At 71.1% G+C, this 24,658-nt stretch carries 22 protein-coding genes and 1 pseudogene; 13 read left to right on the top strand and 10 right to left on the bottom strand.

The genetic code is table 11. The features are described 5' to 3' along the window. Window positions 1-6: 6 nt before the first annotated feature. Window positions 7-1,038 (bottom strand): YeiH family protein, encoded by a 1,032-nt coding sequence (locus VTA80_RS15765; RefSeq protein ID WP_407342037.1) that lies wholly within the window; start codon window positions 1,036-1,038, stop codon window positions 7-9. Window positions 1,039-1,130: 92 nt separating this feature from the next. Here VTA80_RS15765 and VTA80_RS15760 point away from each other — a divergent pair, with 92 nt between their 5' ends. Next, window positions 1,131-2,069 (top strand): LysR family transcriptional regulator, encoded by a 939-nt coding sequence (locus VTA80_RS15760; protein ID WP_407342036.1) that lies wholly within the window; start codon window positions 1,131-1,133, stop codon window positions 2,067-2,069. On the opposite strand, the gene VTA80_RS15755 is transcribed toward VTA80_RS15760, so the two are convergent. The 3 genes from VTA80_RS15755 to VTA80_RS15745 all read right to left on the bottom strand — a co-directional run bounded on the left by VTA80_RS15755 (window position 2,008) and on the right by VTA80_RS15745 (window position 5,485). Next, window positions 2,008-3,975: a methyl-accepting chemotaxis protein gene (locus tag VTA80_RS15755; RefSeq protein WP_407342035.1), complete on the bottom strand. Its 1,968-nt coding sequence runs from the start codon at window positions 3,973-3,975 to the stop codon at window positions 2,008-2,010. The two genes, VTA80_RS15760 and VTA80_RS15755, sit on opposite strands and share 62 nt — an antisense overlap. Window positions 3,976-4,097: 122 nt before the next feature. Beyond that, a complete protein-coding gene (locus VTA80_RS15750; RefSeq protein ID WP_407342034.1) occupies window positions 4,098-4,730 on the bottom strand; it encodes a DUF2461 domain-containing protein in 633 nt (210 codons plus the stop codon). Next, window positions 4,727-5,485 carry an enoyl-CoA hydratase/isomerase family protein gene (locus VTA80_RS15745; RefSeq protein ID WP_407342033.1) on the bottom strand — a complete coding sequence of 253 codons (759 nt, stop codon included), beginning with the start codon at window positions 5,483-5,485 and terminating at the stop codon, window positions 4,727-4,729. The genes VTA80_RS15750 and VTA80_RS15745 overlap by 4 nt, the downstream gene beginning before the upstream one ends. Window positions 5,486-5,616: 131 nt before the next feature. Between VTA80_RS15745 and VTA80_RS15740 the strand changes: the two genes are divergently transcribed. The 5 genes from VTA80_RS15740 (at window position 5,617) to VTA80_RS15720 (ending at window position 12,966) form a co-directional block, all read left to right on the top strand. Continuing rightward, window positions 5,617-5,973 carry an iron chaperone gene (locus VTA80_RS15740; protein ID WP_407342032.1) on the top strand — a complete coding sequence of 119 codons (357 nt, stop codon included), beginning with the start codon at window positions 5,617-5,619 and terminating at the stop codon, window positions 5,971-5,973. 91 nt (window positions 5,974-6,064) lie between these two features. After that, window positions 6,065-7,756 carry a GAF domain-containing sensor histidine kinase gene (locus VTA80_RS15735; RefSeq protein ID WP_407342031.1) on the top strand — a complete coding sequence of 564 codons (1,692 nt, stop codon included), beginning with the start codon at window positions 6,065-6,067 and terminating at the stop codon, window positions 7,754-7,756. A gap of 231 nt (window positions 7,757-7,987) precedes the next feature. After that, complete coding sequence (locus VTA80_RS15730; protein ID WP_407342030.1) at window positions 7,988-10,519, top strand: sodium-translocating pyrophosphatase; 2,532 nt, start codon at window positions 7,988-7,990, stop codon at window positions 10,517-10,519. Next, window positions 10,519-11,568 (top strand): glycosyltransferase family 1 protein, encoded by a 1,050-nt coding sequence (locus VTA80_RS15725; RefSeq protein WP_407342029.1) that lies wholly within the window; start codon window positions 10,519-10,521, stop codon window positions 11,566-11,568. The genes VTA80_RS15730 and VTA80_RS15725 overlap by 1 nt, the downstream gene beginning before the upstream one ends. Before the next feature lie 105 nt (window positions 11,569-11,673). After that, on the top strand, window positions 11,674-12,966 hold the full coding sequence (locus VTA80_RS15720; protein ID WP_407342028.1) for an NYN domain-containing protein: 1,293 nt from the start codon (window positions 11,674-11,676) through the stop codon (window positions 12,964-12,966). 7 nt (window positions 12,967-12,973) lie between these two features. Here VTA80_RS15720 and rlmC read toward each other — a convergent pair whose 3' ends face one another. Together rlmC and VTA80_RS15710 are read right to left on the bottom strand one after the other, a co-directional pair. After that, window positions 12,974-14,098 (bottom strand): 23S rRNA (uracil(747)-C(5))-methyltransferase RlmC, encoded by a 1,125-nt coding sequence (rlmC, locus tag VTA80_RS15715; RefSeq protein ID WP_407342027.1) that lies wholly within the window; start codon window positions 14,096-14,098, stop codon window positions 12,974-12,976. An 18-nt stretch (window positions 14,099-14,116) separates the two neighbouring features. Next, window positions 14,117-14,566 (bottom strand): acyl-CoA thioesterase, encoded by a 450-nt coding sequence (locus VTA80_RS15710; RefSeq protein WP_407342026.1) that lies wholly within the window; start codon window positions 14,564-14,566, stop codon window positions 14,117-14,119. Between the two features lie 58 nt (window positions 14,567-14,624). Between VTA80_RS15710 and VTA80_RS15705 the strand changes: the two genes are divergently transcribed. The 4 genes from VTA80_RS15705 to VTA80_RS15690 are packed head-to-tail and all read left to right on the top strand — an operon-like array spanning window position 14,625 to window position 17,537. Beyond that, on the top strand, window positions 14,625-15,194 hold the full coding sequence (locus VTA80_RS15705; RefSeq protein ID WP_407342025.1) for a dihydrofolate reductase family protein: 570 nt from the start codon (window positions 14,625-14,627) through the stop codon (window positions 15,192-15,194). Window positions 15,195-15,252: 58 nt separating this feature from the next. Next, entirely contained in the window at window positions 15,253-15,576 is a 324-nt protein-coding gene (locus VTA80_RS15700; RefSeq protein WP_407342024.1) for a PadR family transcriptional regulator, read from the top strand. Between the two features lie 41 nt (window positions 15,577-15,617). Next, entirely contained in the window at window positions 15,618-16,769 is a 1,152-nt protein-coding gene (locus VTA80_RS15695; RefSeq protein WP_407342023.1) for a hypothetical protein, read from the top strand. 12 nt (window positions 16,770-16,781) lie between these two features. Beyond that, window positions 16,782-17,537, top strand: a complete 756-nt coding sequence (locus VTA80_RS15690) for a hypothetical protein (RefSeq protein ID WP_407342022.1) — start codon at window positions 16,782-16,784, stop codon at window positions 17,535-17,537. A gap of 39 nt (window positions 17,538-17,576) precedes the next feature. Here VTA80_RS15690 and VTA80_RS15685 read toward each other — a convergent pair whose 3' ends face one another. From VTA80_RS15685 to VTA80_RS15675, 3 genes are all read right to left on the bottom strand, one after another. Next, a complete protein-coding gene (locus VTA80_RS15685) occupies window positions 17,577-18,068 on the bottom strand; it encodes a DUF4262 domain-containing protein (RefSeq protein ID WP_407342021.1) in 492 nt (163 codons plus the stop codon). Between the two features lie 78 nt (window positions 18,069-18,146). After that, window positions 18,147-18,623, bottom strand: a complete 477-nt coding sequence (locus tag VTA80_RS15680) for a hypothetical protein (protein WP_407342020.1) — start codon at window positions 18,621-18,623, stop codon at window positions 18,147-18,149. Window positions 18,624-18,649: 26 nt separating this feature from the next. Beyond that, the gene (locus VTA80_RS15675) at window positions 18,650-19,552 is read right to left on the bottom strand and encodes a septum formation family protein (protein ID WP_407342019.1); all 903 of its coding nucleotides are present in this window, start codon (window positions 19,550-19,552) and stop codon (window positions 18,650-18,652) included. A gap of 242 nt (window positions 19,553-19,794) precedes the next feature. Here VTA80_RS15675 and VTA80_RS15670 point away from each other — a divergent pair, with 242 nt between their 5' ends. Then, window positions 19,795-20,937: a diguanylate cyclase gene (locus tag VTA80_RS15670; protein ID WP_407342018.1), complete on the top strand. Its 1,143-nt coding sequence runs from the start codon at window positions 19,795-19,797 to the stop codon at window positions 20,935-20,937. Here VTA80_RS15670 and VTA80_RS15665 read toward each other — a convergent pair. Continuing rightward, window positions 20,852-22,047: pseudogene (locus tag VTA80_RS15665) on the bottom strand (ROK family protein). The gene VTA80_RS15670 and the pseudogene VTA80_RS15665 overlap by 86 nt on opposite strands. 17 nt (window positions 22,048-22,064) lie before the next feature. Between VTA80_RS15665 and VTA80_RS15660 the strand changes: the two are divergent. Continuing rightward, window positions 22,065-23,363: a D-tagatose-bisphosphate aldolase, class II, non-catalytic subunit gene (locus VTA80_RS15660; protein ID WP_407342017.1), complete on the top strand. Its 1,299-nt coding sequence runs from the start codon at window positions 22,065-22,067 to the stop codon at window positions 23,361-23,363. Further along, the gene (locus VTA80_RS15655) at window positions 23,360-24,568 is read left to right on the top strand and encodes an SIS domain-containing protein (RefSeq protein WP_407342016.1); all 1,209 of its coding nucleotides are present in this window, start codon (window positions 23,360-23,362) and stop codon (window positions 24,566-24,568) included. Before VTA80_RS15660 ends, VTA80_RS15655 begins: the two co-directional genes overlap by 4 nt. Window positions 24,569-24,658: the final 90 nt, after the last annotated feature.

Here is a 24,658-nt window from a genome sequence, read left to right as displayed (position 1 = left end):
CGCCGGTCAGAGGGCCCCGGTCAACCACTGCAGCCCCAGGCTGGTGAGGGAGACCACGATCCACAGCGCCCCACCGAGGACGAGCGGACGGTGCCCCGCCCGCCGCAGCCCGGCCACATCGGTCGACAGCCCGACGGCGGCGAGCGCCACCGTGATGAGAAAGACCGAGAGCTGGCTCAGCGCCGGGTGCGCCGCACCGGGGATGAGCCCGAGGGTGTTGGCCGCGGCCACGATCAGGAATCCGATCAGGAACCGGGGAACGAGCCGGCTGATCCGCACGGTGGGACGGTCGCCCTGCGTGCGTCGCGCGGTCAGCACGGCGAGCCCCAGGCTGATCGGGATGATGAACAGCGTCCGCGTGAGCTTGACGACGATCGCGTAGCTCGTGGCGACCGACCCGTACGTGGTCGCCGTGGCGACGACCGACGACATGTCGTTGACCGCCGTCCCCGCGAACAGGCCGAAGGCATGCTGGCTCAGGCCCAGCAGGTGCCCCACGACGGGGAAGACCAGCACCGCCATCACGTTGAAGGCGAAGATCGTCGAGACGGCATAGGCGACCTCGACGCTCGCGGCGCCGATCACCGGGGCGACCGCCGCGATCGCCGAGGCGCCGCAGATCCCCGTCCCGACCCCGATCAGCGTGCGCAGGTTGCCGCTCACGCCGAGGCGACGACCGATCCAGTACGCGGCTGAGAGCGCCGCGGCCAGGGTCCCGACCATCACAGGCAACGAGTCGGCGCCCACGCGCACGATCTGCCCCAAGGACAGCTGAGAGCCGAGCACCACGACCGAGACCTGCAGCACGGTGGTACTGGCCATCGTGATCCCCGGGCGCAACCGCGCGCGCGGCGTGACCCACCGGGACAGCCCCACCCCGAGCACGATCGCCGTCACCGGGCCGCCGACGATCGGCACGAGCCGGCCGACGATCGTCGCGACGACCGCGACGGCGACCGCGAGCCCGAGCCCCGGCAGCCATCGGACGCCGCGCGACTCGAGGCCCGACGACGGCTGAAGCTCACGTTGATCACTCACCGGATGAGTCTCACCCCTGTAGTTACCAGCCGGTAGCCACGGCCGATCGAGAGGGTCATAGCGATCGGCTATACCCATGCGACAATGTGATGATGTCCACCCACCACCCGACCCTCGATCTCGAGGCGCTCCGCGTGCTCACCCTCGTCGCCGATCTCGGCAGCATCTCCGCCGCGGCCCGGGCCGTCCAGATCAGCCAGCCGTCGGCAAGCAAGCGCATCCAGGTCCTCGAGCGTCAGCTGGGTCTCGAGCTCCTCGAACGGCGCACCCGTGGCGCCCAGCTCACCGACCACGGCCGGATGGTCACCGGCTGGTGCCGGGTCGTGGTCGAGGCGACCGACGCCCTGGTGACCGGGAGCCAGGCGCTGGCCGCCCGGGCCGCCGAACAGCTGAGCATCGGCGCGAGCCAGACGATCGCCGAGTACCTCGCCCCGACCTGGCTCGGGCAGTTCCGCCGCCGCGGCGGCAAACCCGACGTGCACCTGCGCGTCGCGAACTCGCAAGGCGTCATCGCCGCCCTGCGGGCGCGTGAGATCGCCCTCGGCTTCGTCGAGACCCCGGCGATCCCCGTCGATCTGGTCAGCCGCACGGTGGCCCGGGACCGCCTGGTGCTCGTCGCCTCCCCCGATCATCCCCTGGCCCGCCGACGCCGACCGGTGGGCCGCGACGAGCTCGCGACCATGCCGTTGGCCTCCCGCGAGGACGGCTCGGGCACCCGCGACACGCTGCACGTCGCGATGGGCCACACGCTGGTCCCCCCGGCCGTCGAGCTCGACTCCAACGCGGCCGTCAAGGTGCTGGTCGGCTCCGGCGCCTACCCGGCGGTCATCAGCGAGCTCGCGGTCGCGAACGAGCTCCGGGACGGCCGCCTCGTCGAGATCCCGCTGGCCGACGTCGACCTGTCCCGCTCGCTGAACGCCGTGTGGCGGCGCGGCACCCGGCTCGACGCCGCCGCCGCCCAGTTCCTGCTCACCGCCCGACCGGGGCCGGCGCGGCCACGGCCTGGCGCCAGTCGACCATCGCCGACGTGAGCAGCCGGGACGCCTCCGCGAAGTCCCCGCCCGCAGCCATCGAGGCCCGCGCCTCGGCCTGCCCCCCGCCGGAAACGAGCCGCAGGACGGCAGCCGCCTCGCGGTGAAAGCCGGCGTGCAGCCGCACGCTGGTGCGGTGGTGCGCCGTCGAGCCCTCGGCCGGGACCGACCCGTGCAGCCAGCGGCCGAAGTCGCACCGGTCGTCCAGGGCGACGGTCGCCACGTCGTGGTTCGACGAGCCCGCCGCGATCGCAGTCGTGAGCTTCTTCTTCCACGTCCCGTGGGCACCGATCGCACGCGTGAGCTGTTCCTCGATCGACCGGCTGGCGTCGTCGTCGCCTCGGCCGCGCGCGAAGGTGAACTGGGCCACCAGTTCCGTCAGGTCGGTCGACATCTGCGACAGGTCGGCGCTCGCCTGGAGCGTGTGGGTCACCCCGTCCGTGGTCATCGCGGCGGACTCGGCGACGCCGACGATGTTCGAGGCGATCTCGGTCGACCCGAGCGCCGCCTCGTGCACGTTGCGGCTCATCTCGTTGGTGGTCGCCGTCTGCTCCTCGACCGCCGAGGCGATGGTGGCCTGGGTGTCGTTGATCTGCTCGATGATCTCCACGATCTGGATGATCGCCGCTACCGCCGCCGTGGTCTCGGACTGGATCGTCTCGATCCGGTTGCTGATGTCCTCGGTCGCCCGGGACGTCTCGCGGGCGAGATCCTTGACCTCGCTCGCCACCACCGCGAAGCCCTTGCCGGCCTCACCGGCGCGGGCGGCTTCGATCGTGGCGTTGAGTGCCAGCAGATTGGTCTGCTCGGCGATGGAGTTGATCACCTTGATGACCCCGCCGATCTCCGCGGAGGACTGCCCGAGCTGGGACACGGTGTCGTTCGCCTCCTTGGCGACGCGCACGGCCATCGCGGCCACGCTCGCGGCGTCGTTCGTGTTCTTCGCGATCTCCCGGATCGAGGCCGACATCTGCTCGGTACCGGCTGCCACGGTCTGCACGTTGGTCGAGACCTGCTCGGCGGCGGCGGCCACGACGTTCGCGCGCACCGCCGACTCCTCCGCGCTGGTCGCGATCTGGGTCGACGCCAGGTTGAGCTCCTCGGTCGCTGCCGAGAGACTGGCCGCGCTGCCCGCGATGGTCGTCAGCACACCGCCGAGCGAGTCGAACATGCGGTTGAGCGCGCCCCCCAGCGCGCCGAACTCGTCCTTCGACCGCAGGGTGGTCCGGCCGGTGAGATCGCCGGCGGCCGCGGTCGTGACCAGCACCTGCATCTGGTGCAGCGGCACGGTGACCTGTCGCGTCATCCACACCGCGATCGCCACAGCCACGGCCACAGCTCCGACCAGCAGGCCCAGGAGCGTGCGCTGCACCTGCCCCGCGGCGGCCTCCTGGTCGCTGATCGTGACGGCCAGCGCCTGCGAGGCCTGCTCGACAGCCGCGCCGATCGCCGCCTCGTACCCCTTGCGCGCATCACGGTTCGCACCGAGCGCGACGTCGACCGCGGCGGTCGGATCGCTGGCCTGCAAGGCGAACTCGTCGTGCACCAGAGCGGTCCAGGTTGCGAAACCGGCGGCGATCTCCTCGACCGCGAGCCGTTGCGCATCGTCTGCGGCGGACGCGGCAGCGCCGTCGAGCGCCGCCTGCACCGTGGTCAGCCGCGCGTCGAACTCGGTGGTGAAGGCGGGGTCGTCGGTGAGCAGGAAGCCACGCTCGTCGTCGGCGGCAGCCTTGGCCGCGACGCTGGCGTCGGCCAGATGCGTGAGGTACGGCACGGCGTGGCCGGTGATGACCTGGGTCTGGCCTTCGATCGCTCGGACACCCGCCAACCCGATCGTCACAGCAACCGCGAGCAACAGGATGATGAGGGCGTAGCTGCCGAAAAACCGTGCGCGTACTCCGAGCATGCGAACTCCTCGACCGGGGAACTTCTGGGACTCGAGCACCCAGTCGGTAGTCAGGAAGTCAAAGTAAGTTGTTGCATAGGGTCAAATATTCCTCACGTTTCAGTAAGGATGCCCTCATCCCGTCACGTCTCGGGCGGGCCGACGTACCTCTCGAGCCAGCCGACGAGCGGCGCCGACGAGCGCAGGACGGCCACCACCCGCTCCTTCGCCGCGGCGGTGGCGAGCCAGGGCTCGACCGGCCACTGCTTCCAGGTGACCAGCCCCTTGTACCGGAGCAGCTCGATCCGGGGGTGGTCCCGGGGGTAGCCGCGCGGCGCCGTCGTCAGCTGCCCCGCAGCGGTGATCGTCAGCCCGGCGGCCCGGACCGCGTCCACGATCGCGACCAGGTTCTCGCCAGGGAGGTCGAGCGCGACCGCGCGGCGGTACCGGGCCAGCTGGTCGGGCGAGAAGGAGTACGTGCCCCTCGCGGCCGCAAGCCCGTCGGCCGAGAGCTGCACATAGCCGTGGCCGCCGACGGCCGCGCCGATGTTCGTCTTGTACGGGCTCTTGTCTGCACTGAACCGGATGTCGCGGTTCGGCCGGAAGAGCTTGGCCTCGCCGAACTCGTCGGCCAGCTCCGCCAGCAGGTCCACCATCGGCCCTCGCACCTGCTCATCGTACACCGCTCGGTGCGCGTTCCAGTACGCGCGGGAGTTGTCGACCTCGAGGCCGTCATAGAAGTCGAGGACCGCGTCGGTCCAGCCGTGGAAGGTCATCCGGCCTTGCTCGCCAACGTGGCGACCAGGGCGTTCATCCGCACCTGGGTCTCGGTGCTGAACCAGCGATCCACGAATTCGGGACTCTCGTCGCGCACGGCCCTCGCCAGCACGTCCGCCAGGTCGGCCCGGGCGATCCGGCGCGTCTCAGCCATCGCGTCCGGCGGCAGGTCGAGGTGCCACCGGCACCACGCCACGGCGCGGGCGACGACGTCGTCGACGTCGGCCAGCTCGTCCACAAGGCCCACCCGCAGGGCCTCGTCCGGCTCGATCATCGCGCCCGCCACCATGAGGCGCTCCGCGCGGTGCGGGCCGACCAGCCGCCGCAGGGCGAACTGCACCACCTCCGGGACCGCCAGCGCGACCTGGACCTCGTTCAGGCCGATCCGGTACTCGCCGCGCGCCATCACGCGGTAGTCGCAGTACAGCGCGAGCACGGCCCCACCGGCGGGGCTGTGCCCGGTGACCGCGGCGACGATCGGGATCGGCGACCGTCCGATCACGGACAGCAGGTCGACGAAGTCGCGCCAGAACCCGGTCATGGCGTCGCGTTCGAGACCGACCAGCACCGGGACGTCGAGCCCGGCCGAGAACACCCCCGGCGCGCCGGACAGCACGATCGCCCGGGAACCGCCGTCGGGCGCGACCCGCACCGCATCGCGCAGGACCGCGACCAGCTCGGGGGTCAGCGCGTTGACGGGCGGCCGGCTCAGCCTGATCTCGAGCACCTCGCCGTGGCGCGTCTTGGTCAGCACAGGGAGTCCTCACGTCGCCGAGCAGGGAGAACGGGCATCGAACCCTCAACGTAGTGCTTGACGGCGCGCCGCCGGAGCGAGTCGGATGAGTGCGGCAGACCACCCCCGCTCGAGCGTGCCGAGGAGCCCCCATGACGAGCTATCCCACCGTCGACGAGTACATCGGGTCGTTCCCGCAGGACGTCTCGACCCGGCTCGAGGAGGTCCGCCGGACGATCCGGGCCGTCGCGCCGACCACTGCCGAGACGATCAGCTACCAGATGCCGACCGTCATGCTCGACGGCCGGTACCTGGTGTATTTCGCGGCGTGGAAGCACCACATCGGGCTCTACCCGATCCCACCCCTGAGCGCCGCCCTCGAGGCAGAGGTGGAGCCCTACCGCGGGACCAGGAGCACCGTGCGGTTCCCCCTGCGCGAGCCCACCCCGTACGACCTGATCGGCCGGGTGGTGGCGGAGGTCGCCTCGCAACGAGCGGCCCCGAGCTGACGGCTCGCGCGATCACCACCCCCTCAGGACGAACGTCCCGCCCCTTTGGCCGTACCTTGGTGTAGTAACCGACTGGTCTTGAGGAGATGCGATGGCGACCGACGAGCGACCACGCACGCCCGACGCCTCGACCGACGCCTCGACCGACCTGCTCCGCGCGGTCCTCGCGCTCGCCGCCGACCTCGACCTGCCGAGCCTGCTCGAACGGTTCGTGCAGGCCGCCACCGAGCTCACCGGCGCGCGCTACGGGGCGATCAACATCCTCGACGAGCACGGCGCCTCGACGACGTTCGTCCAGAGCGGGCTGCCCGACGACGTCGTGGCCGCACTACCTCATCCCCCGCACGCCGTGGGGGTCCTCGGCCAGATCCCGGCCTACGGGGTGCTCCGCCTCGCCGACCTCACCCAGCACCCGTCCTTCCGGGGGCTGCCCCCCGAGCACCCGGCCATGGGGTCGTTCCTCGGCACCGCCGTGCGCGTCCGCAGGGAGGTATTCGGCTACCTGTACCTCTCGGACAAGCGGGGCGGTTTCGAGGACGCGGACGAGACACTCGTCGCCGCGCTGGCCGCCGCGGCCGCGGTCGCCATCCAGAACGCCGAGCTGTACGCCGCGGCCGGGCACCGGGAGGGGTGGCTCCGGGCCGGGCAGCAGATCACGACCATGCTCCTCGAAGGGGTCGAGGAGGAGGAGGTGCTCGAGCAGATCGCCGCCTCCGCACGCGAGATCGCCGGTGCCGACACGGCCGCGCTCGTGCTGCCCGGCGTAGGTGGCGAGCTGATCATGGAGATCGTCAACGGCCGGGCCCAGGACAAGCTGCTCGGCCTCACCATGGCCCGCGACGGGCTCTCCTGGGGGGCCTACACACACGGTTCCGGCACCGTCGTCACCTCGCTGTCGACCGCCGAGCGTCCCCAGCTCGAGCCGCTGAGCCGGTTCGGGCCGGCCGTGTACACCCCGCTGCGGACCGGTCAGCAGAGCGTCGGCGTCCTGGTGCTGCTGCGCAGCGTCGGCTCGCCGCCGTTCACCCCGGGCGACCTGGTGATGTCGCAGTCGTTCGCGGCGCAGGCCGCGCTGGCGCTGATCCTCGCGCAGGCGCGGCACACCCAGGACGTCGGCGCGCTGCTCGACGAGCGCCAGCGCATCGCGCGCGACCTGCACGACCTGGCGATCCAGCAGCTGTTCGCCACGGGCATGCAGCTCGAGTCCGCGCGCGGCCAGGCAGCGCTGCGCGACACCCCGGCCGAGATCGACGCGATCCTCGAGGATGCCCTCGACGGGCTCGACTCGTCCGTCAAGCAGATCCGCGCGATCGTGCGCACCCTGCACGACCAGGGCCGGGCCACCACGCTCGTGGAGCGGCTGCACCGTGAGTCGCTCATCGCGCGCCCCGGTCTCCGGTTCTCCCCCACCCTGCAGATCACCTTCGAAGGGCGGGTCGTCGTCGGCCCGCGCGGCGACCTCGGCGGCCGGATGGACGACGTCCTGGGTCCCGACCGGGCCGACGACGTCGTCGCCGTCGTGCGGGAGGGGCTCGCCAACGCCGCCCGGCACGCGCACGCCTCGTCCGTCGCCGTCCGGGTGACGGTGGGCGGCTCGGGATCGACCGGCTCGGTCGTCATCGAGGTCGAGGATGACGGCATCGGCCTGGATCCGGCGCGCGACAGAAGCTCGGGGACCAGGAACTTGGCCGACCGGGCGCACCACGGCGGCGGAGTGTTCACTCTGGGACCGCCGGCGTCCGGCGTCGGCACGCTCCTGACGTGGCGGGCGCCGCTCACCTGAGGTCCGCCCGATGTGCCACCTGAGTCGAAGGTCACACATCGAGCCCTTTACCCCGGCATAGCGTGGCCGTGTCCTAGCAAAGTCGCTATTCAGGCAGGCCAGAGGCACATCGTGAGCTTCGTTCAATCTGACGGTCGCACCGCAAAGAGTGCATCCGCACGTCCCTTCGAGCCTCGCCGCGCAGCCGCGCGCGCTGGTGACGGCACGTCACCGCCCGGCACCCGAGCCGCGGTGCGAGCGGTAGCGCTCGCCGGATTCGCCACCCTGGCGCTGTCCGGATGCGCGTCGTCGGCCACGACGGGCGAGAAATCGACCGGCGGGGGCGAGGCCAGCCTCGTCCTGCCGGACCTGAGCACCGTCACGATCATGGGCGGCGGCTCCGGCCGGACCCTGCTCATCATCGGGCTGCTCGTGTGCGCGATCGGCATCGGCTTCGGTGCCGTCAGCTTCGTCCAGCTCCGGGCGCTGCCCGTGCACTCCTCGATGCGGGAGATCAGCGAGCTGATCTACTCCACGTGCAAGACGTACCTGGTGCAGCAGGGCAAGTTCCTGCTGATGCTGTGGCTCTTCATCGGCACGGTCATCGTCGTCTACTACGGCTTCCTCGTCGGGTTCACCTGGGGGCGCGTGGCGATCGTCATGGCCTTCTCCCTGATCGGGATGGGCGGCTCGTACGCCGTCGCGTGGTACGGGATCCGGGTCAACACGTTCGCCAACTCGCGCGTCGCGTTCGCGTCGTTGCGCGGGCACCCCCTGGAGATGCACCGCATCCCGATGAAGTCGGGCATGTCGATCGGCATGGTGCTCATCAGCATCGAGCTGGCGATGATGCTCGTCATCCTGCTGTTCCTGCCCCGCGACCTCGCGGGTGCGTGCTTCATCGGGTTCGCGATCGGTGAGTCCCTCGGGGCCGCCGTGCTGCGCATCGCCGGCGGCATCTTCACGAAGATCGCCGACATCGGCGCCGACCTGATGAAGATCACGTTCAAGATCAAGGAAGACGACGCCCGCAACCCCGGCGTGATCGCCGACTGCACCGGCGACAACGCCGGCGACTCCGTCGGCCCGAGCGCGGACGGCTTCGAGACCTACGGCGTCACCGGCGTCGCCCTCATCACGTTCGTGCTGCTGGGGGTCAACGACCCGGCGATCCAGGCCAGCCTGCTCGTGTGGATCTTCGCGGTCCGCGTGGTCATGGTCATCGCCTCGGTCATCTCCTACTTCGTCAACGACGCGTGGGCTCGTGCCCACTACGCGCACGCCGAACGGATGAACTTCGAGGTCCCGCTCAGCTCCCTCGTGTGGATCACCTCCGGGGTGTGCATCGCGGCGACCTACGCCATGACCTACGTCGTGCTCGGCGACACGCTCACCGACGGGCTGTGGTGGAAGCTGGCGACGATCATCTCGCTCGGCACCGCGGCCGGGGCGATCATCCCCGAGCTCGTCAAGGTGTTCACCTCGACGCACAGCAAGCACGTGCGCGAGGTCGTCAAGAGCTCGCGCCAGGGTGGCGCCTCGCTGACCATCCTGTCCGGGCTGGTCGCCGGTAACTTCTCGGCGTACTGGCTGGGCATCACGACCGTCGGCCTCATGGCCGGCGCGTACCTCATCAGCGGTCTGGGCCTCAGCGCCCTGATGATCGCCCCTGCGGTGTTCGCCTTCGGCCTGGTGGCGTTCGGGTTCCTCGGGATGGGCCCGGTCACGATCGCGGTCGACTCCTACGGCCCGGTCACCGACAACGCCCAGAGCGTCTACGAGCTGTCGCTCATCGAGGACGTCGACGGGATCGAGGCCGAGCTCAAGCGCGACCACGGCTTCGACGTCCAGTGGACCAAGGCCAAGCAGATGCTCGAGGAGAACGACGGCGCGGGCAACACCTTCAAGGCGACGGCCAAGCCGGTGCTCATCGGCACCGCCGTCGTGGGCGCCACCACCATGATCTTCTCGATCATCATGAGCCTGACCAACGGGCTCACGACCGACATGGACAAGCTCTCGCTGCTGCACGCGCCGCTCCTGCTCGGACTCATCTCCGGTGGCGCGGTCATCTACTGGTTCACGGGTGCGTCGATCCAGGCGGTCACCACGGGCGCCTACCGCGCGGTCGAGTTCATCAAGAACACGATCAAGCTCGACGGCGTGACCAAGGCCAGCGAGGCCGACTCGCGCAAGGTCGTGGCCATCTGCACGCAGTACGCCCAGCAGGGCATGCTCAACATGTTCCTCGGCGTGTTCTTCGCGACCCTCGCGTTCGCCTTCGTCGAGCCGTACTTCTTCATCGGCTACCTGATCTCCATCGCGATCTTCGGCCTGTACCAGGCGATCTTCATGGCCAATGCGGGCGGCGCCTGGGACAACGCGAAGAAGATCGTCGAGGTCGACCTGCACGCCAAGGGCACGGCGCTGCACGAGGCCACGATCGTGGGTGACACCGTCGGTGACCCGTACAAGGACACCTCCTCGGTCGCGCTCAACCCGGTGATCAAGTTCACGACGCTGTTCGGGCTGCTCGCCGTCGAGCTGGCAGTGAGCCTGACGAACGAGGGCGACGGGGTGCTCGTACGCATCCTGGCGGCCGTGTTCTTCGTGACCTCGGCCTACTTCGTGTACCGGTCCTTCTACGGCATGCGGATCAAGACCTCGCTCGAGGACGACAGCATGGACATCGATCAGGACGAACAGCCCGGCGGTGGCGCTGCCACGGCCGACAGCCTGCGCCGGGCCTCGGCGCTGGCGCAATCCGGAGTGGGGGACAACTGATGAAGCTCGCGATCCGGTACGGGGCCGCGTACGTCGACCCGGACGGCCATGTCGCCGGTCACGATGCCGGGGCCACCCTGGTGCGCCGCCTGCTGCGGGTGTTCCCGGACGCGGTGCTCATCGGGCCCGCCACCCGGCACTGCGCGGGGTTCGACATGATCCCGCTCGAGTTCATCGACGGCGCGGACACGGTGGTCATCACCATGGACGTGATCGACTCGGTGAGCATCTGGCAGACGCTCAAGGCCAACTGCGACGAACCACACCTGATGAACTTCGTCTGGTGGAGCACGTCGCAGTACACCCACCCGGTGCAGCGGGCGGCGCTCGCGCTGTCCTGCGCGCTGTTCCCGACCTTCGCCAACTCCGAGCGCACCGCGTCGGAGGTCCGCGAGATCGTCTCGAGCGGCACCATCCCGTCGATCGCCGAGAAGGCCCAGATCGCCTGGGTCAACCTCGGTATCCGCCTCGAGCACCTGCGCCCGCGGCACGAGCAGCCGGTTCCCGTGGTGCTCTACCCGGCGATCTACCTGTCGGACCGCAAGCAGCCTCAGCTGTTCCTCGACGTCGTCGAGCGGCTGGCCAAGCGGACCCCGATCAAGGTGGAGGCGCGGCTGCACGAGTCGCACCTCATCTCCGAGCAGGCCATGGAGCTGGGCCGGCACCGGTGGGCCTGGGTCGGCCCGCTGACCGCGAGCCGGGAGGACTACTGGGAAGCGCTCGCGCGGACCACGGCCTTCCTCGCCACAGCTCGGGAGGAGTCCTACGGCCTGGAGTACATCGAGGCCCTGGTCGCCGGCGCGGTCGGCGTGTTCCCGGACCACTCGTGGGCCCGGGCCATCCTGCCCGCCGGCTACCCGTTCATCTACCGCACGCCGGCCGAGGCCGAGGAGATGCTCTACCGGGCGGTGACCGACACCGCCGAGTGCCGCCGCGAGATCGACAAGGTGGCCGAGGGCGACTTCGCCCAGTGGCTGCGCGCCCGGCACAACGACGACGAGTTCGATCACGCGATCGCCAACCGGGTCAAGGAGTGGTTCGGGGCCTGACCCGGGCCCGTACGACGCTTCGCACGTAGCCGTCCCCGGTGCCCCTCGGTCACCGGGGACGGCTGCGTCTGCGGGCCTGAGCCCGAGGGCGAGCATGATGGCCTCGTGACGACCACCGAGAACCCCGAGACCGTCCGCCGACTGCGGTGCGCGCTGTTTGTGGACTTCGACAACGTGTACATCGGCCTGCGACGCCTGGACCCCACGGCCGCGGAGGCGTTCGCGAGCTCCCCCGCCCACTGGTTGACCGGGCTGGAGAACGGCAGCGACGCCGACGGCGAGTTCTCCCGGCGCTTCCTCATCCGGGCCTGCTACCTCAACCCGTCCGCCTTCTCGCAGTTCCGGCCAAACTTCACGCGCGCCGGGTTCAGCGTCGTCGACTGCCCCTCGCTCACCCAGCAGGGCAAGAGCAGCGCCGACATCAACCTCGTGCTCGACGCCGTGGACGCGCTCAGCGCCTCCACGCACTACGACGAGTTCGTGATCCTCTCCGCCGACGCCGACTTCACCCCGCTGGCGATCCGGTGCCGGGCGGCCGACCGGCGGGTCACCATCATCACCGCCAGCCCCGCCGCGAGCGCCTACCGCGCCGTGGCCGACACCGTCATCACCGCCGACGAGCTCGCCGAGCTGGTCAAAGACCCCGACCGCGACCTCGACGAGCCCGCCGTCGCACCCCGCTCCGCCGAGCACGGTCGCGGGACCTCGACCGGGTCCGCCGCAGCCCCGAAGGCGAGCGCCGTCAGCACCTCCATCTCGTCGGCCGGCCTGCAGGCGCGCCGCGCGGTGCTGCGACGCGTGCGCTCGGCCGACCGACCGCTCACCGGGGACGTCGTGGCGCAGTCCGCCCAGCGGGCCGACCCCTCCCTGACCACCTCGGACTGGGACGGAGCGGGGGGCTTCTTCCCGTGGCTCGAGCGGACGCTCCCCGATCTCGGGTCGGCGCCCCGCCCCGCCCCGGGCTACGTGTGGGACCCGAAACGGTTCAGCGAGGCGGACCTCCCCAGCGCCGCCGGTGTCGACCTGCCACCGCTGCAGCGTCAGGTCGTGGACGTCACCGACATCCCGAACCTCCCCGCCGACCGGTACCGCATCCTGCTCACCACCCTGGCCGACGACGTCCGCGCCGTCCCGTTCGTCCGGCCCGAGACCGCGCGACGTGTGCGCGACGCGTGCCAGGCGGCCGGCGCACCCATCGGCCGGGCCTCGGTCAACACGGTGATCGCCGGGGTGCTCTACTCCGGGCTCGACCTGACCGCGAAGCCCACCGCGAAGCAGGTCGCCGAGACCTGGGCCGAGAACGTCGTCGGGCTGTGCCGGGGTGCCCGGATGGAGCTGGGCCCGCAGGATGTGGCCGCGATCCGCGCCTGGGTCGGCGGCGGGCTGCTCAAGGGGTGACGCCTGCTCAGGTGCGTTCCAGCAGGGTCAGCACCTCGTGGTGGTCCGTCTGCGGGAACATGTCGAGCAGCTGGGCGCGGCTCGGCCTGAACGAGGGCAGGGCCGCCAGGTCGCGGGCCAGCGACCCGGAGTGGCAGCTGGAGTAGATCACCTGGGGCACGCCTGACGACTCGAGCCACCCGCAGAGCTCGGCGCCCAGACCGCGGCGCGGCGGGTTCACGATCACCAGGTCGGGTGCCCGGCGCGCGCCGAGGGCGAACGCGGTGGCGTCACCCACCTGGAACCGGGTGCGGTCCAGGCCCGCCTGGCGGGCGCTCAGCTCCGCGCTCGCGATCGCCTCCCGGCTGGTCTCGATCCCCGTCACGTCGCGCCCCGGATCGGCGCAGTGCAGCGCGAACCCGCCGACGCCGCAGTACAGGTCCCAGACCGACCGCGGCGCGCGCTCGGACACCCACTCGCGTGCCTGGCGATACAGCGCGGCGGCCACCTCGGTGTTGGTCTGGAAGAAGCTCTGCGGCCGTAGGTACATGTCGATGCCGTTGACGCGCATGCGCAGGGTCTCCTGCTCGGTCAGCAGGATCTCGCGCTCCCCCTCGACGATCGCCTTGTGCTCCGGCTGCAGGTTGACCGACACCACCGTGAGCTGCGGCAGGTGAGAGAGCAGGTCGGGCAGGTGCTTGCGGATCCGCGTGACCGACTCCTGCGAGCGGAGCACGAACCGGAGCATGAGCTCGCCGTCGGGCGACTGCGTGACGATCAAGAACTTGAGCTCGCCGGTCCGCCTGGGGACGTCGTACGGCGTCAGACCGGCCTGGGAGATGAACTCGGCCAGCACCGGGAAGCAGGCGCGGATGCCCGCGGGGTACAGCCCGCAGTCGCGCAGGTCGACGCCGACCGATTCCCGGTCGAGGATGCCGAGCGACGGCTCGCGCGTGGTGCCGCCCACGACCATCTTCGCCTTGTTCCGGAAGCCGGACTCGCGGCTCGCGAGCGGTGGCAGCCAGTGCACGGCCGACTCCCCGCCGAGCACGCCCTCGGCGCGGCGCTGCTTGGCGGCGAGCTGCTCGGCGTACGGCCGCTCGATCCACGTGCAGGAACGGCACCGCTCCGCGGCGAAGTAGGAGCAGTGCATGGCAGCGAGCCTACGACCTCACGCGACGGCGGCCCGCGGGGTCAGGGGTGTCCAGTTGGCCGCCGTGAGCCGGGCCCGGACCTCGGCGGGCCACGGCGCGGACGACACGCTGCCGAGCGGGACGTGCACCGCGGTGACCGTGCCGTGCGCCGCAGGGATGGCCGGGCGACCCTCGAACGCCTTCCCGGTGACCGCGAACTCGAACGTCAGCGACGCCGTCCCGACCTTCGCCACCGTGAGCTCGACCTCGACCCCCTGGCCGAAGCTCAGCTGGGCGGTGAAGTTGACCGTCTGCTGCACACGCGGCGACGCGGGGAAGAAGCCCATCAGATCGAGGTCCCGCATCAGCTGGACCTCGCACGCCTCGACCCAGCGCATGATCGCGGAATTGTGCGCGATCTGCGCGGCGTCCGTGTCGATCCATTCGACCTGTCGTTCGATCCGGCAATTTGCAGAGGGAATTGACATCGCGCGAGCGTACAACGCCTCCGGACCGAAAGATCCGCGTTGCTGCACAATGACAGCCATGCGAAAGATCATCGCGTGGATGTCCATCTCGGTCGACGGCTACATCGAGGGCCCCGGTCGCGAGCTCGACTGGCACCTGGTGGACGACGAGCTGCACACCCACTTCAACGAGGAGCTCGCCACGATGGGCGCGTTCCTCGACGGCCGGGTGACCTACGAGCTGATGGCCGACTTCTGGCCGACCGCCGACGCCGACCCGTCGAGCACCGGCCCGATGGCCGAGTTCGCGCGCATCTGGCGAGACATGCCGAAGTTCGTCTACTCCCGGACCCTGCAGCAGGCCGGCTGGAACACCACCGTCGTCCCGGCGGTCGTCGCCGACGAGGTCCGGGCGCTGGCCACGCAGCCCGGCGGGGACCTGATGGTGGGCGGCGCCGGCCTGATCGAGTCCTTCCGGAACCTGGACCTGATCGACGAGTACCGGCTCTACCTGCACCCCGTCCTGCTCGGCAGGGGCAAGCCGCTGTTCGCGCTGGCGGACGAGCGGACCCCGCTCCGGCTCGTCGAGAGCCGGACCTTCACCAACGGCGTCGTCCTGCTCAGGTACGAGCGGGTCACCGCCCGGTAGCCGACGCCTGCTTGCCCTATCACTCGTGGCGCGGTATATATCGTCTATGGGTTTTCGGGTGACTGAACAGGCGTATCTCGTGCTGCTCTCCTTGGCCGAGAAACCACGACACGGGTACGGCATCGTCGGGGCGGTGCTCGAGCTGTCCGACGGCGCAACCCGGCTCGGGGCAGGCACGCTCTACGGCCTGCTCGACCGCATGGGCACCGCCGGGCTGGTTGAGGCGAGCGGCGAGGAGGTGGTCGACGGCCGGCTGCGCCGCTACTACCGGCTGACCGAGGCCGGCTCCGCCGCCCTCGTGGGCGAGACCGCCCGGCTGCGCGCCCTGACCCGGCGGGCGCAGTCCGTCCTGGGCCCCCACCCCGCACTCGGCGGTGCGTGATGAGCACGGCGCCGAGGGCGGCTTCGGGGTACGGCCCCGCGATGAACGCGGACTTCGCCCGAAGGCTGAGGTTCTGGGTGCGGGCGTACCCGCTTCGGTGGAGGGCGCTGCGCGGGGCCGAGCTCATGGGCCTGGTGGCCGACCTCGCCGGCCCGGACGCGCACCGGCTCGGCACCCGCACCACGATCGACCTGCTGCGCGGCGGGTGGGCGACCCGCCTGCGTGAGCACCCGCCGCTGCGCGCCTGGCTCATGTACCGCTTCTTCGGTCGCCGGATCCCCGCGAGCTACCGGGCCTGGGCCGCCGACGACATCGACGGGTTTGGTTTTCCGGTGCGCGACGCCCTCAGCGGCCTCGGCCCGATGCTGCCGGTCTTCGTCCTCCTCAGTTTCGGCACCCTGCCACCCGCCTGGTTCTGGTGGGTGATCTCGGTCGTCGCCGCCTTGTCGCTCATGTTCCGGCCTGACCGGCAGCGCGAGAAGGCGAGGCTCAAGCAGCTCACACCCCTGCCCGGTGAGCGAGCGGCCGAGGGCACGTTCGTCGTCGTCGACGTCGCGGGCGTGCGGTTGCGGGCCCGGTCGGTCCTCCCCTGGGCGACGACCGTCCTCGCGGTCCTCGGGACGTTCGCCGTCACCGCGGCAACCCTCGCCCCGAAGGCGCTGGTGGTCACCCCCGACCCGCACGCCGCGCGGCAGGGCGGGGTGCCGGGGACGATGGCGGTCCTCGTCGCGCCGATCGGCGGCGGCCGGGTGGTCGCCCTCGCGATCCTCGCGGTCGCGCTCGCCGTCGGCCTGCTCCTGTCGGTGCCGGCCCGACGACGCCTGCAACGCCTGCTCGGTCATCGGCCCGCCCAACCCCATCGCGTCCTTCGCCCCCTGGCGGGAACCGCCCGGCTCAACTTGATCCTCTGGACCGGCGTCGCCGCGGCGCTCACCGGGGCCGAGGTCAGCGGGCTGATCGTGCTCGGCCCCTCCCTGGTGCTCGGTACCGCCGCACTGGTCCTGCTCCCCGGCGTGATCACCACCCAGCTGCTGATCCGGCAGAGCGGCGACCTGACCGTCACGGCGAGCGACCTCTGGCCGATCGCCGCCCGAGGACGCCTGCCCGCCGTGGACCAGGCGGTGCCGGCACTGCGTCCGCTCCCCCGGATCGAGCGTGACCAGGCCTCGGCGTCGGACGGCCGCCCGGCCTGATTGGATGCAGGCATGGATGCCGTGCCGATCGAACCGCGCGACGAGACCTGGGAGGTCCGCTCGCCGACGTACCGCGTGCGCTTCTTCGACGGCGGCGCAGCGGCTGAGTTCGAGCTCGACGCCCAGGACGTCGTCGAGGCGCTGGCGTGGGCCGAGGACCACCGCGGCCCGCGCACCTTCGCGCTCTACGCGTGCGTGCCCGTCGCGGGGCTGGGCCTGGTGCTCCTGGCCGGGGCCGAACCCGACGGCGCTGCCATCGCTGCCACGTCGCCGGACGCCTTCGTGGCCAAGCTGGTCCTCACCGAGGGCGCGGCGCCGCACCTCCCCACGCGGCCGTCTGTCACCGCAGCGCCGACCGGCACCGCTGCACCTCGCATCCCCGCCATGGCAGACCTGCTCGACGGCGCCCTGGCCCCCGTGCTGCGCGACGTGCGCGCGACCGGTTCACCCGAGCCCGGCGTGGACAGGTACGGGTGGGTGGACGACCCGACGGTGGCCTCCGCGATGCTGGGCGGCGGCACGGGTCTGATCATCGTCGTCGACGTACCCGAGGCGAACCGCATCGCCGCGGCCGCCGACCAGGTGCAGGAGTGGGTGATCGAGGAGCTGTGGGGCTCGTCGACCACGAACTGGCCAGCGTGCCCCCACCATCGCGCCAGCCACCCGCTGCGGTCCGTGGTGCTCGACGGCGTCGCGACCTGGATCTGCCCGAACGACGGCGACCCGATCGGCCCGGTCGGGTCGTTGCCCGCAGTCCCCGCACCCTAGGGCTTGACGCACCGGACGAGCTGTTCGTTCGGTCCTTGGTCACGCCCTGAAGGTTCCCGGGCGCGGCTGGATCCACGCGGGAACGGCGTACCCGTCTTCCCAGGGGAAGCGCCCGGCGAGGTCGTCGTAGGTCAGCTGGTACACCTCGACCGACGCGACGTCCGGCCGCCGGTAGTGACTGTTCGCGGTGAAGACGATCTCGCCAGGGTTCGGCGACTGGTCGACCACCACGCGATGCGCCCAGCGGTCGAACGACAACAGCTCGCCCACGACCAGCTGCCCGCCCCCGCGAACCCGCGCAGCCACGTGGTTGAGGAGCGACATCGCGTCGTCGGGCTCGAGACCCACCGCGAGGAGCTCCGGGTGGCCGATGCCGAACAGACCGACGGTGTACGCGATCGAGGTCCGCCGCGACTGCGCCTCGCCGATCACGTACGAGATGTGCACGCCGTGCACGCGGATGTGCTCGGCGACGAGCTGCGCGTGCTGGTCGAGCCACGCCGTGTCTCGGGGGTCATCCACATGAGCCATAGCAGCCTCCTGACGTCGGAAGCCGACCGTACGGTTGGACCCGCCACCGCCGCTCCGGTCATCCACAGGCCCCGACGCTCAAGCCGAGTGCCCTGCGCTGCGATAGTTCCGCCAGGTCCGCCAGGCACCCGTCGACCACAGCGCCCAGAGCACGAGCAGCGGCTGGAAGACCAGCCGGATCGCGCGGGCGGCATCGGTGTCCAGGCCGAAGGCGTCGGTGTGGGTGACGAGCTGGGAGATGTTGCCCGGGAAGACCGCGACGAAGAACGCCGCGACCACCCCGCCCACGATGGCCCGACGTCGGCGCCGGACCACGACGAGGGCGGTGCCGAGCGTGATCTCGACGATGCCCGACGCGAGGACCACCGCATCGGCGTCGAGCGGCACCCAGGTCGGCACCTGCGCCTGGAACTCCTGACGGCTCACCGTGAGGTGGGTGATCCCCGCGAAGACGAGGAAGCAGCCCAGGGCGATACGCCCGATCGCGCGACGGCGTGTGTCGATGGACGACGACGCCCGGTCGTCGACAGCTCGGGTGGACTGCGATGTGCCCATGGGGACCCCTGGAGTAGAAGGACGCGCTACGCGCTGCGCGGTGCGGGTAGATCCTTACCTAACCAGCAGTCGATGGCGCGATCTCCCGCCGCCCACGACGCCGCGGTCGGCGGGAACGCCCACCAGACCTGATCCGGATCGGACTGTGCACAGGCGCTGACGTAGGCCGCCTCGATGGTGGCATCGCCGGGGTACGGCGCATCGGCGGCCGCCGCCATCTGAGTCCCCTGGAGCCAACGCCACGTGTGCGGGCCGTCGCACCTGACGACCTTTGTCGTCGTCGGGCTCTCGAACGGTCCTGCTGCCACGCCGTCCTCGGTCAGGGCGCACACCTCGTACGCGAGCGGATCCGAGCGCTCCGCGATCGCGAGGTCGGCCAACGTGGCTGGCATCGGGCGCATCGTCGGCTCGCTGCGATTCACGTCGAATGCCTGCAGGGTCAGGTCGCACCGGACCTGCCGCTGCCCTGCCCGCCACTGCTCGCCGGTCGGCAGATACCAGGCGACGGTCACCATGCTCGACTCGGGAGCACCCGGAGGAAGCAGGTCACCCGCCTGCGAGCGACAGGCGAACCCGACCGTCGCGGCGGCGGCCTCGGTCGGTTCCATGAGGTTGCCGTGAGCATCGACGGAGTAGGGAAAGTCGTCCCCGAGCAGCGGGACCGCGAACGTGATCGAGTTGTGGCTGGTGCCGCAGTCGACCTGGTCACCACCCTTCCAGACCAACCACTGGGCGGCGGCGGCGACGTCGTCCTCCTGCCAGCAGTCCCCGACCCGGAACGAACCGAGGCTCGCCTCGGAGGACGTCACCGCCTGATCTGTGGCCTGAGGACCCACCTCGGTCGAGCTCCCCGTGGAGCTGCTGCATCCCGCCACGACAAGCGAGCTGAGTGTCAGTGCCACCAGGGTGGCGCAGGTTCGGCGGTCCATGCACGGGCTCCTGTATGCAGACGAGATGGGTGGGCGAGCGGCCGACGGTCAGGCCGCCTCGACCATAGGGGGAAGGCATGCCCCACCGGGGCCCGTTCTCCCTGCGCTCCGCGGTCCGTGGACTCCTTGGTCGCTGTCGACCCGGACGGTGTGAGAATGTGCCACCGGCCGGCCGATGCCACCCCGCCCGGAACACACCGGGGCTCCCCGACCGGTGACCCGGTGGCAGGGGGTGAGGTCGCGTGGAGCGTCGTGCCGAACGGCCCGACCTCCAGGGCGGAGAGGGCCTCGCTGGACTGGCTCGACGCGTCGTCGTCCTCGGCATCGCGGTAGGTGCCCCGGTGATCGCCGGAACCTGGCTCAGGGACGGACCCCTCGATCCCTGGGTGCGTTGGGGCTACCCGCCGCTCGGCGCAGTGCTCCTGGTCTTCGGGTGGATCCTGCTCCGCAGGCCCGGATGGGCCCTGCGCACGGCCATCACGATTCTCGTGCTCCTCGAGGCGTGGTGGGTCGTGATCGCGGTGGGCCGGATCACCCAAGCCCCCGACGCCGCGAGCGCCTGGGCCTCGCTGATCCCGACCCCTCTCCTCGGCGTGGTGGTGTGCCTCATCGTCGGCTTCCTGTTCCAGGGCACCCGGACCGCGCTCGTGCACGGCGCGGTCTACTCGGGCCTCATCACCGCCGCGGTCGCGGCGGCGCTGGCCCAGCGACCCGGTGGTGACGACTACCTCTGGCTGGCGGTGCGGTACGGCGTGTACCTGGGGGTCTTCCTCGTCCTGCTCCTCGTGCTGTCGCGGGCCAAGGAGCACGTCACCTCGGCGGTGGCCGACGCCGCACGAGCCGAGGCGACCGCCTCTCGGATGCGCGACATGGCGTACCTGGACGAGCTCACCGGCATCGCCAACCGGCGACGCCTCCTCGAGGAGCTCGGATTCCAGGCCGGGCTCGTCGGCCCCGCGCACCCCGTCTGCGTCGTGTACTTCGACCTCGACCACTTCAAGCAGGTCAACGACCAGTTCGGGCACGACTTCGGGGACCAGGTGCTCCGGGTCGTCGCCGAGGTCGCGGGCCGCACCGTGCGCGACGGCGATCTCCTGGCTCGGCTCGGCGGGGAGGAGTTCGTGCTCGTCACGCCCGCCACCGACCACCACCAGGCGGTCCAGCTGGCCGAGCGGTTGCGGCAGACCCTGCCCGAGGAGCTCACCGTGGCTCTCGGGGTGCGGGTCACCGCAAGCTTCGGCGTCACCGACCTGCGGCCCGACGACTCCGCGACGTCGGTGCTGCGCCGGGTGGACGAGCTCATGTACCAGGCCAAGGCCGAGGGTCGCGACCGGGTGCAGTCCGGGAGCCGACCAGGTCGCGGGCCCGCAGAGCCGCACCGATGACGCCGGCGTTCTCGCCGATGCTCGCGCGCAGCAGCCTCGGGCGACGCTGAAAGGTGAGCAGCGCGTCGAGGCGTCGCTCGAGCGCGTCGAAGAGGTCCGCACCCGCCTCGGACAGGCCGCCGCCGAGCACGATGGCCTCCGGCGCCAGGAGCGCCACGGAGTGCGAGAGGTCGAGGGCGAGGGCGTCGAGGGCGCTTTCCCAGACCCCGATGGCGTCCGGGTCACCTCGCCGGGCCCGGTCCCGGACGTCCTTGGCGCCCGTGACGGCGACCCCGGTCGCGCGGGTGTAGCGCCGGGCGATCGCGCTGGCGGAGGCGACCGCCTCGAGGCAGCCACGACCCCCGCAGGCGCAGTCGGGCTCGTCCGCGACGCGCGAATGACCCATCTCGCCCGCCATGCCGCCCCGGCGTAGAGCTGGCCGCGCACGAAGATCGCCCCGGCGATCCCCGTGCCGAGGGTCATGACGATCACGTCACCGAAAGGCGCCGCCGCGCCCAGCCGGTACTCCGCCTCGCCCGCCGCGCGGACATCGTGCCCGAAGGCGACCTGTAGCCCGAGCTCCGCCTGCGCCCGGTCCCGGAAGGGATAGTCCGTCCAGCCCAGGTTCTCGGAGTAGACCCCGATGCCGGCCTCGTCGTCGACGTAGCCGGGCACGACCAGCCCGGCAGCCGCTGGCCGAACGTGCGGGTGGTTCGCCGTGAGTCGCCGGCCGAGCTCGCCGACCAGGGCGACGACGGCGGCCGCGGTCCGCGCCCCGTCGCGCGGCGTCGGCACGCGCACGACGTCGCAGATCGCGCCGACGTCGTCGATCAGGGCGGCCTTGACGTCCGTCCCGCCGACGTCGAAAGCCAGCACCGCAGGTCCTGCTCCCAGCACGTTCACCAACTTCTCCACGGCTTCGAGCTCCTCAGGTGGCGGCGTGCGGGAGGCGGTCCTGCGTGTTCCACATTCTCGACCCGCTGCGCCGCCCTCAGCGTGAACAGTGCCGAAGTGCGCAGCCAAACTGAGCGTTTCGTGCAAAATACTGATTGATCCGGTTAACGTTCCGGTATCAACGATCACCTCGACTCCACGGAATCCCGCAGCGTCGCGGTGTAGCCCTCGCCTCATCCACCCATCGGAGAACCGTGTCCCAGCTCCTGCTCGAGACCATCCATCGCCACAAGGCCGGCGAGGCGGTCGGCATGCCCTCGGTCTGCTCGGCGCACCCGCTGGTGCTCGAGGCCGCGGTCCTCCAGGCCCGCCAGGACGGCGGCGCCGTGCTGGTAGAAGCCACCTCCAACCAGGTGGACCAGTTCGGGGGGTACACCGGGATGCGGCCGGCCGACTTCCGGGACCTCGTCTTCGCGATCGCCGACCGCGTCGGCCTGCCCCGCTCGCGGGTCATCCTCGGCGGCGATCACCTCGGCCCCAACACCTGGCGGGACCTCGGTCCGGACGCTGCGATGGACCGCGCCGACGCGCTCGTCGCGGCATACGTCGCCGCCGGCTTCACCAAGATCCACCTCGACTGCAGCATGGTGTGCGCCGGCGATCCGGTTCCGCTGACCGACGACGTCGTCGCCCGTCGTGCGGCGCGCCTGGCGGCGGTCGCCGAGGAGGTCGCGGTCCGCGAGTTCGGCAGCAGCTCCGTGCTGTACGTGATCGGCACGGAGGTGCCCGTCCCCGGGGGTGCGCACGAGACCATCGAGGCGCTGGCGCCGACGTCCGACGAGGCGGCCCGGGCGACTCTCGTCCGCCACGAGAAGGCCTTCGCCGACGCGGGACTCTCGGCCGCCTGGGAGCGGGTCGTCGGCTTCGTCGTCCAGCCCGGTGTCGAGTTCGACCACGCCCGCGTCGTCGACTACGACCGCGGCCGCACCTCGGAGCTGCGGCGCGTCGTCGACGGCTACCCGAGCCTGGTCTTCGAAGCGCACTCCACCGACTACCAGACGGTCGAGCGGCTCACGGAGCTCGTCGAGGACCACTGGGCGATCCTCAAGGTCGGTCCCGGCCTCACTTTCGCGCTCCGCGAGGCGCTGTTCGCGCTGGCAGCCATCGAGGACGAGCTGGTCCCCGCGGACGATCGGTCGGGCCTTGTGGCGGTCGTGGAGCGACGGATGCTCGACGAGCCGCACTGGTGGGAGGGCTACTACGAGGGGGACGCCCACGACCAGCGGATCGCGCGCCAGTTCAGCTACAGCGACCGCGTCCGCTACTACTGGCCCGATCCCGAGATCCACGCCGCCGAGGCCCGGCTGCTCGCCAACCTCGCCGCGATCGAGATCCCGTTGCCCCTGCTGAGCCAGTACCTGCCCGGCCAGTACGCCCGGGTCCGCCGGGGCGAGGTCGCCCCGGACCCGGCAGCACTCGCGATCGATCGCGTCCGGGACGTCCTGCGTGTCTACGCGCGCTCCGCCAACCCCTCCCTGAGGAGCTCACTGTGATATCCGCCTCGCTCGGCTACACCGTCGAAGAGCTGGTCGCGCGCGGCGCCCAGCACACCGCGCGCGAGATCTTCCAGCAGCCCGCACTGTGGCGCGAGGTCGGTGGCGCGGTCGTGGACCGGCGCGCCCGGACGGAAGCGTTCCTGCGCCCGCTCCTCGACCGAGACGATCTCCGCATCGTGCTCACGGGCGCGGGCACGTCAGCCTTCGCCGGCGATGTCCTGGCCCCGGCTCTGCGGCGCGAGCTCCACCGGCGCGTCGACGCCGTCTCCACCACCGAGATCGTCTCGAGCCCGCTCGAGTGCTTCGCGGAGGACCGCCCCACGCTCCTGATCTCGTTCGCACGTTCGGGGGACAGCCCCGAGAGCGTCGCCGCGACCGAGCTCGCCGACCAGTGCCTGCGCGAGGTCTACCACCTGGTCGTCACCTGCAACTCCGCTGGCGAGCTCTTCCGCCGCCACACCCACGCCGACCGGTCCCTGGTCCTGCTGATGCCGGAGCTCTCCGACGACCAGGGCTTCGCCATGACGGGCAGCTTCACCTGCATGACGCTGGCCACGTGGTTGACGCTGGCGGGAACGGCGCGCGACGACATGCTCGCCGAGCGCCTTGCCGTGGCGGCCGAGCGAATCCTCGCCACTCAGGGCCCGGCAGTGCGTGCGCTCGCCGAGGGCCGGTACGAGCGGATCGTGTACCTCGGCAGCGGGCCCCTGCGCGGGCTCGCCCGAGAGTCGGCCCTCAAGCTCCTCGAGCTCACCGCCGGCGGCGTGGTCTCCTACTCCGACTCCGCGCTGGGATTCCGGCACGGGCCCAAGGCCGTCCTCGACGACAGCACGCTCGCGATCGTCTTCCTGTCGAACGATCCGTACACCCGGCAGTACGACCTCGACATCACCGACGAGCTGCGCCGCGCGCTCGGCACGACGAGCGTCGTCACGATCAGCGCGGGCGGGATCGCGGGCCTGGCGGATGGCGATCCCTGGCAGGTCGAGGGGCTCGACGACGTCTCCGACGCGGCACTGGCACTGCCGTTCGCGGTGAGCGCTCAGCTGCTCGGGCTGCAGTTCTCGCTCACCCTCGGGAACACCCCCGACAACCCGTTCCCGTCGGGCGCAGTGAACCGCGTCGTCCAGGGCGTGACGATCCACGCCCTTCCCGCGAGCGCCCCCCTGCCATCCCCTACGCCGTCCCCCGCGAGCGCCTGAGGGCAACCGCACAGCACCAGGTGCCGGCCTGAGAAGCAGTCCGGCACGCGACCGTCGTCCATCCGACGTCGGCCACCACGAAGAATCGAT

The organism is Pengzhenrongella phosphoraccumulans (genome assembly GCF_045689905.1).
In the GTDB taxonomy this organism is placed as follows: domain Bacteria; phylum Actinomycetota; class Actinomycetes; order Actinomycetales; family Cellulomonadaceae; genus Pengzhenrongella; species Pengzhenrongella phosphoraccumulans.
The sequence above is the reverse complement of the archived record's forward strand: the minus strand, read 5'-3'. Positions and strand labels throughout refer to the sequence as shown.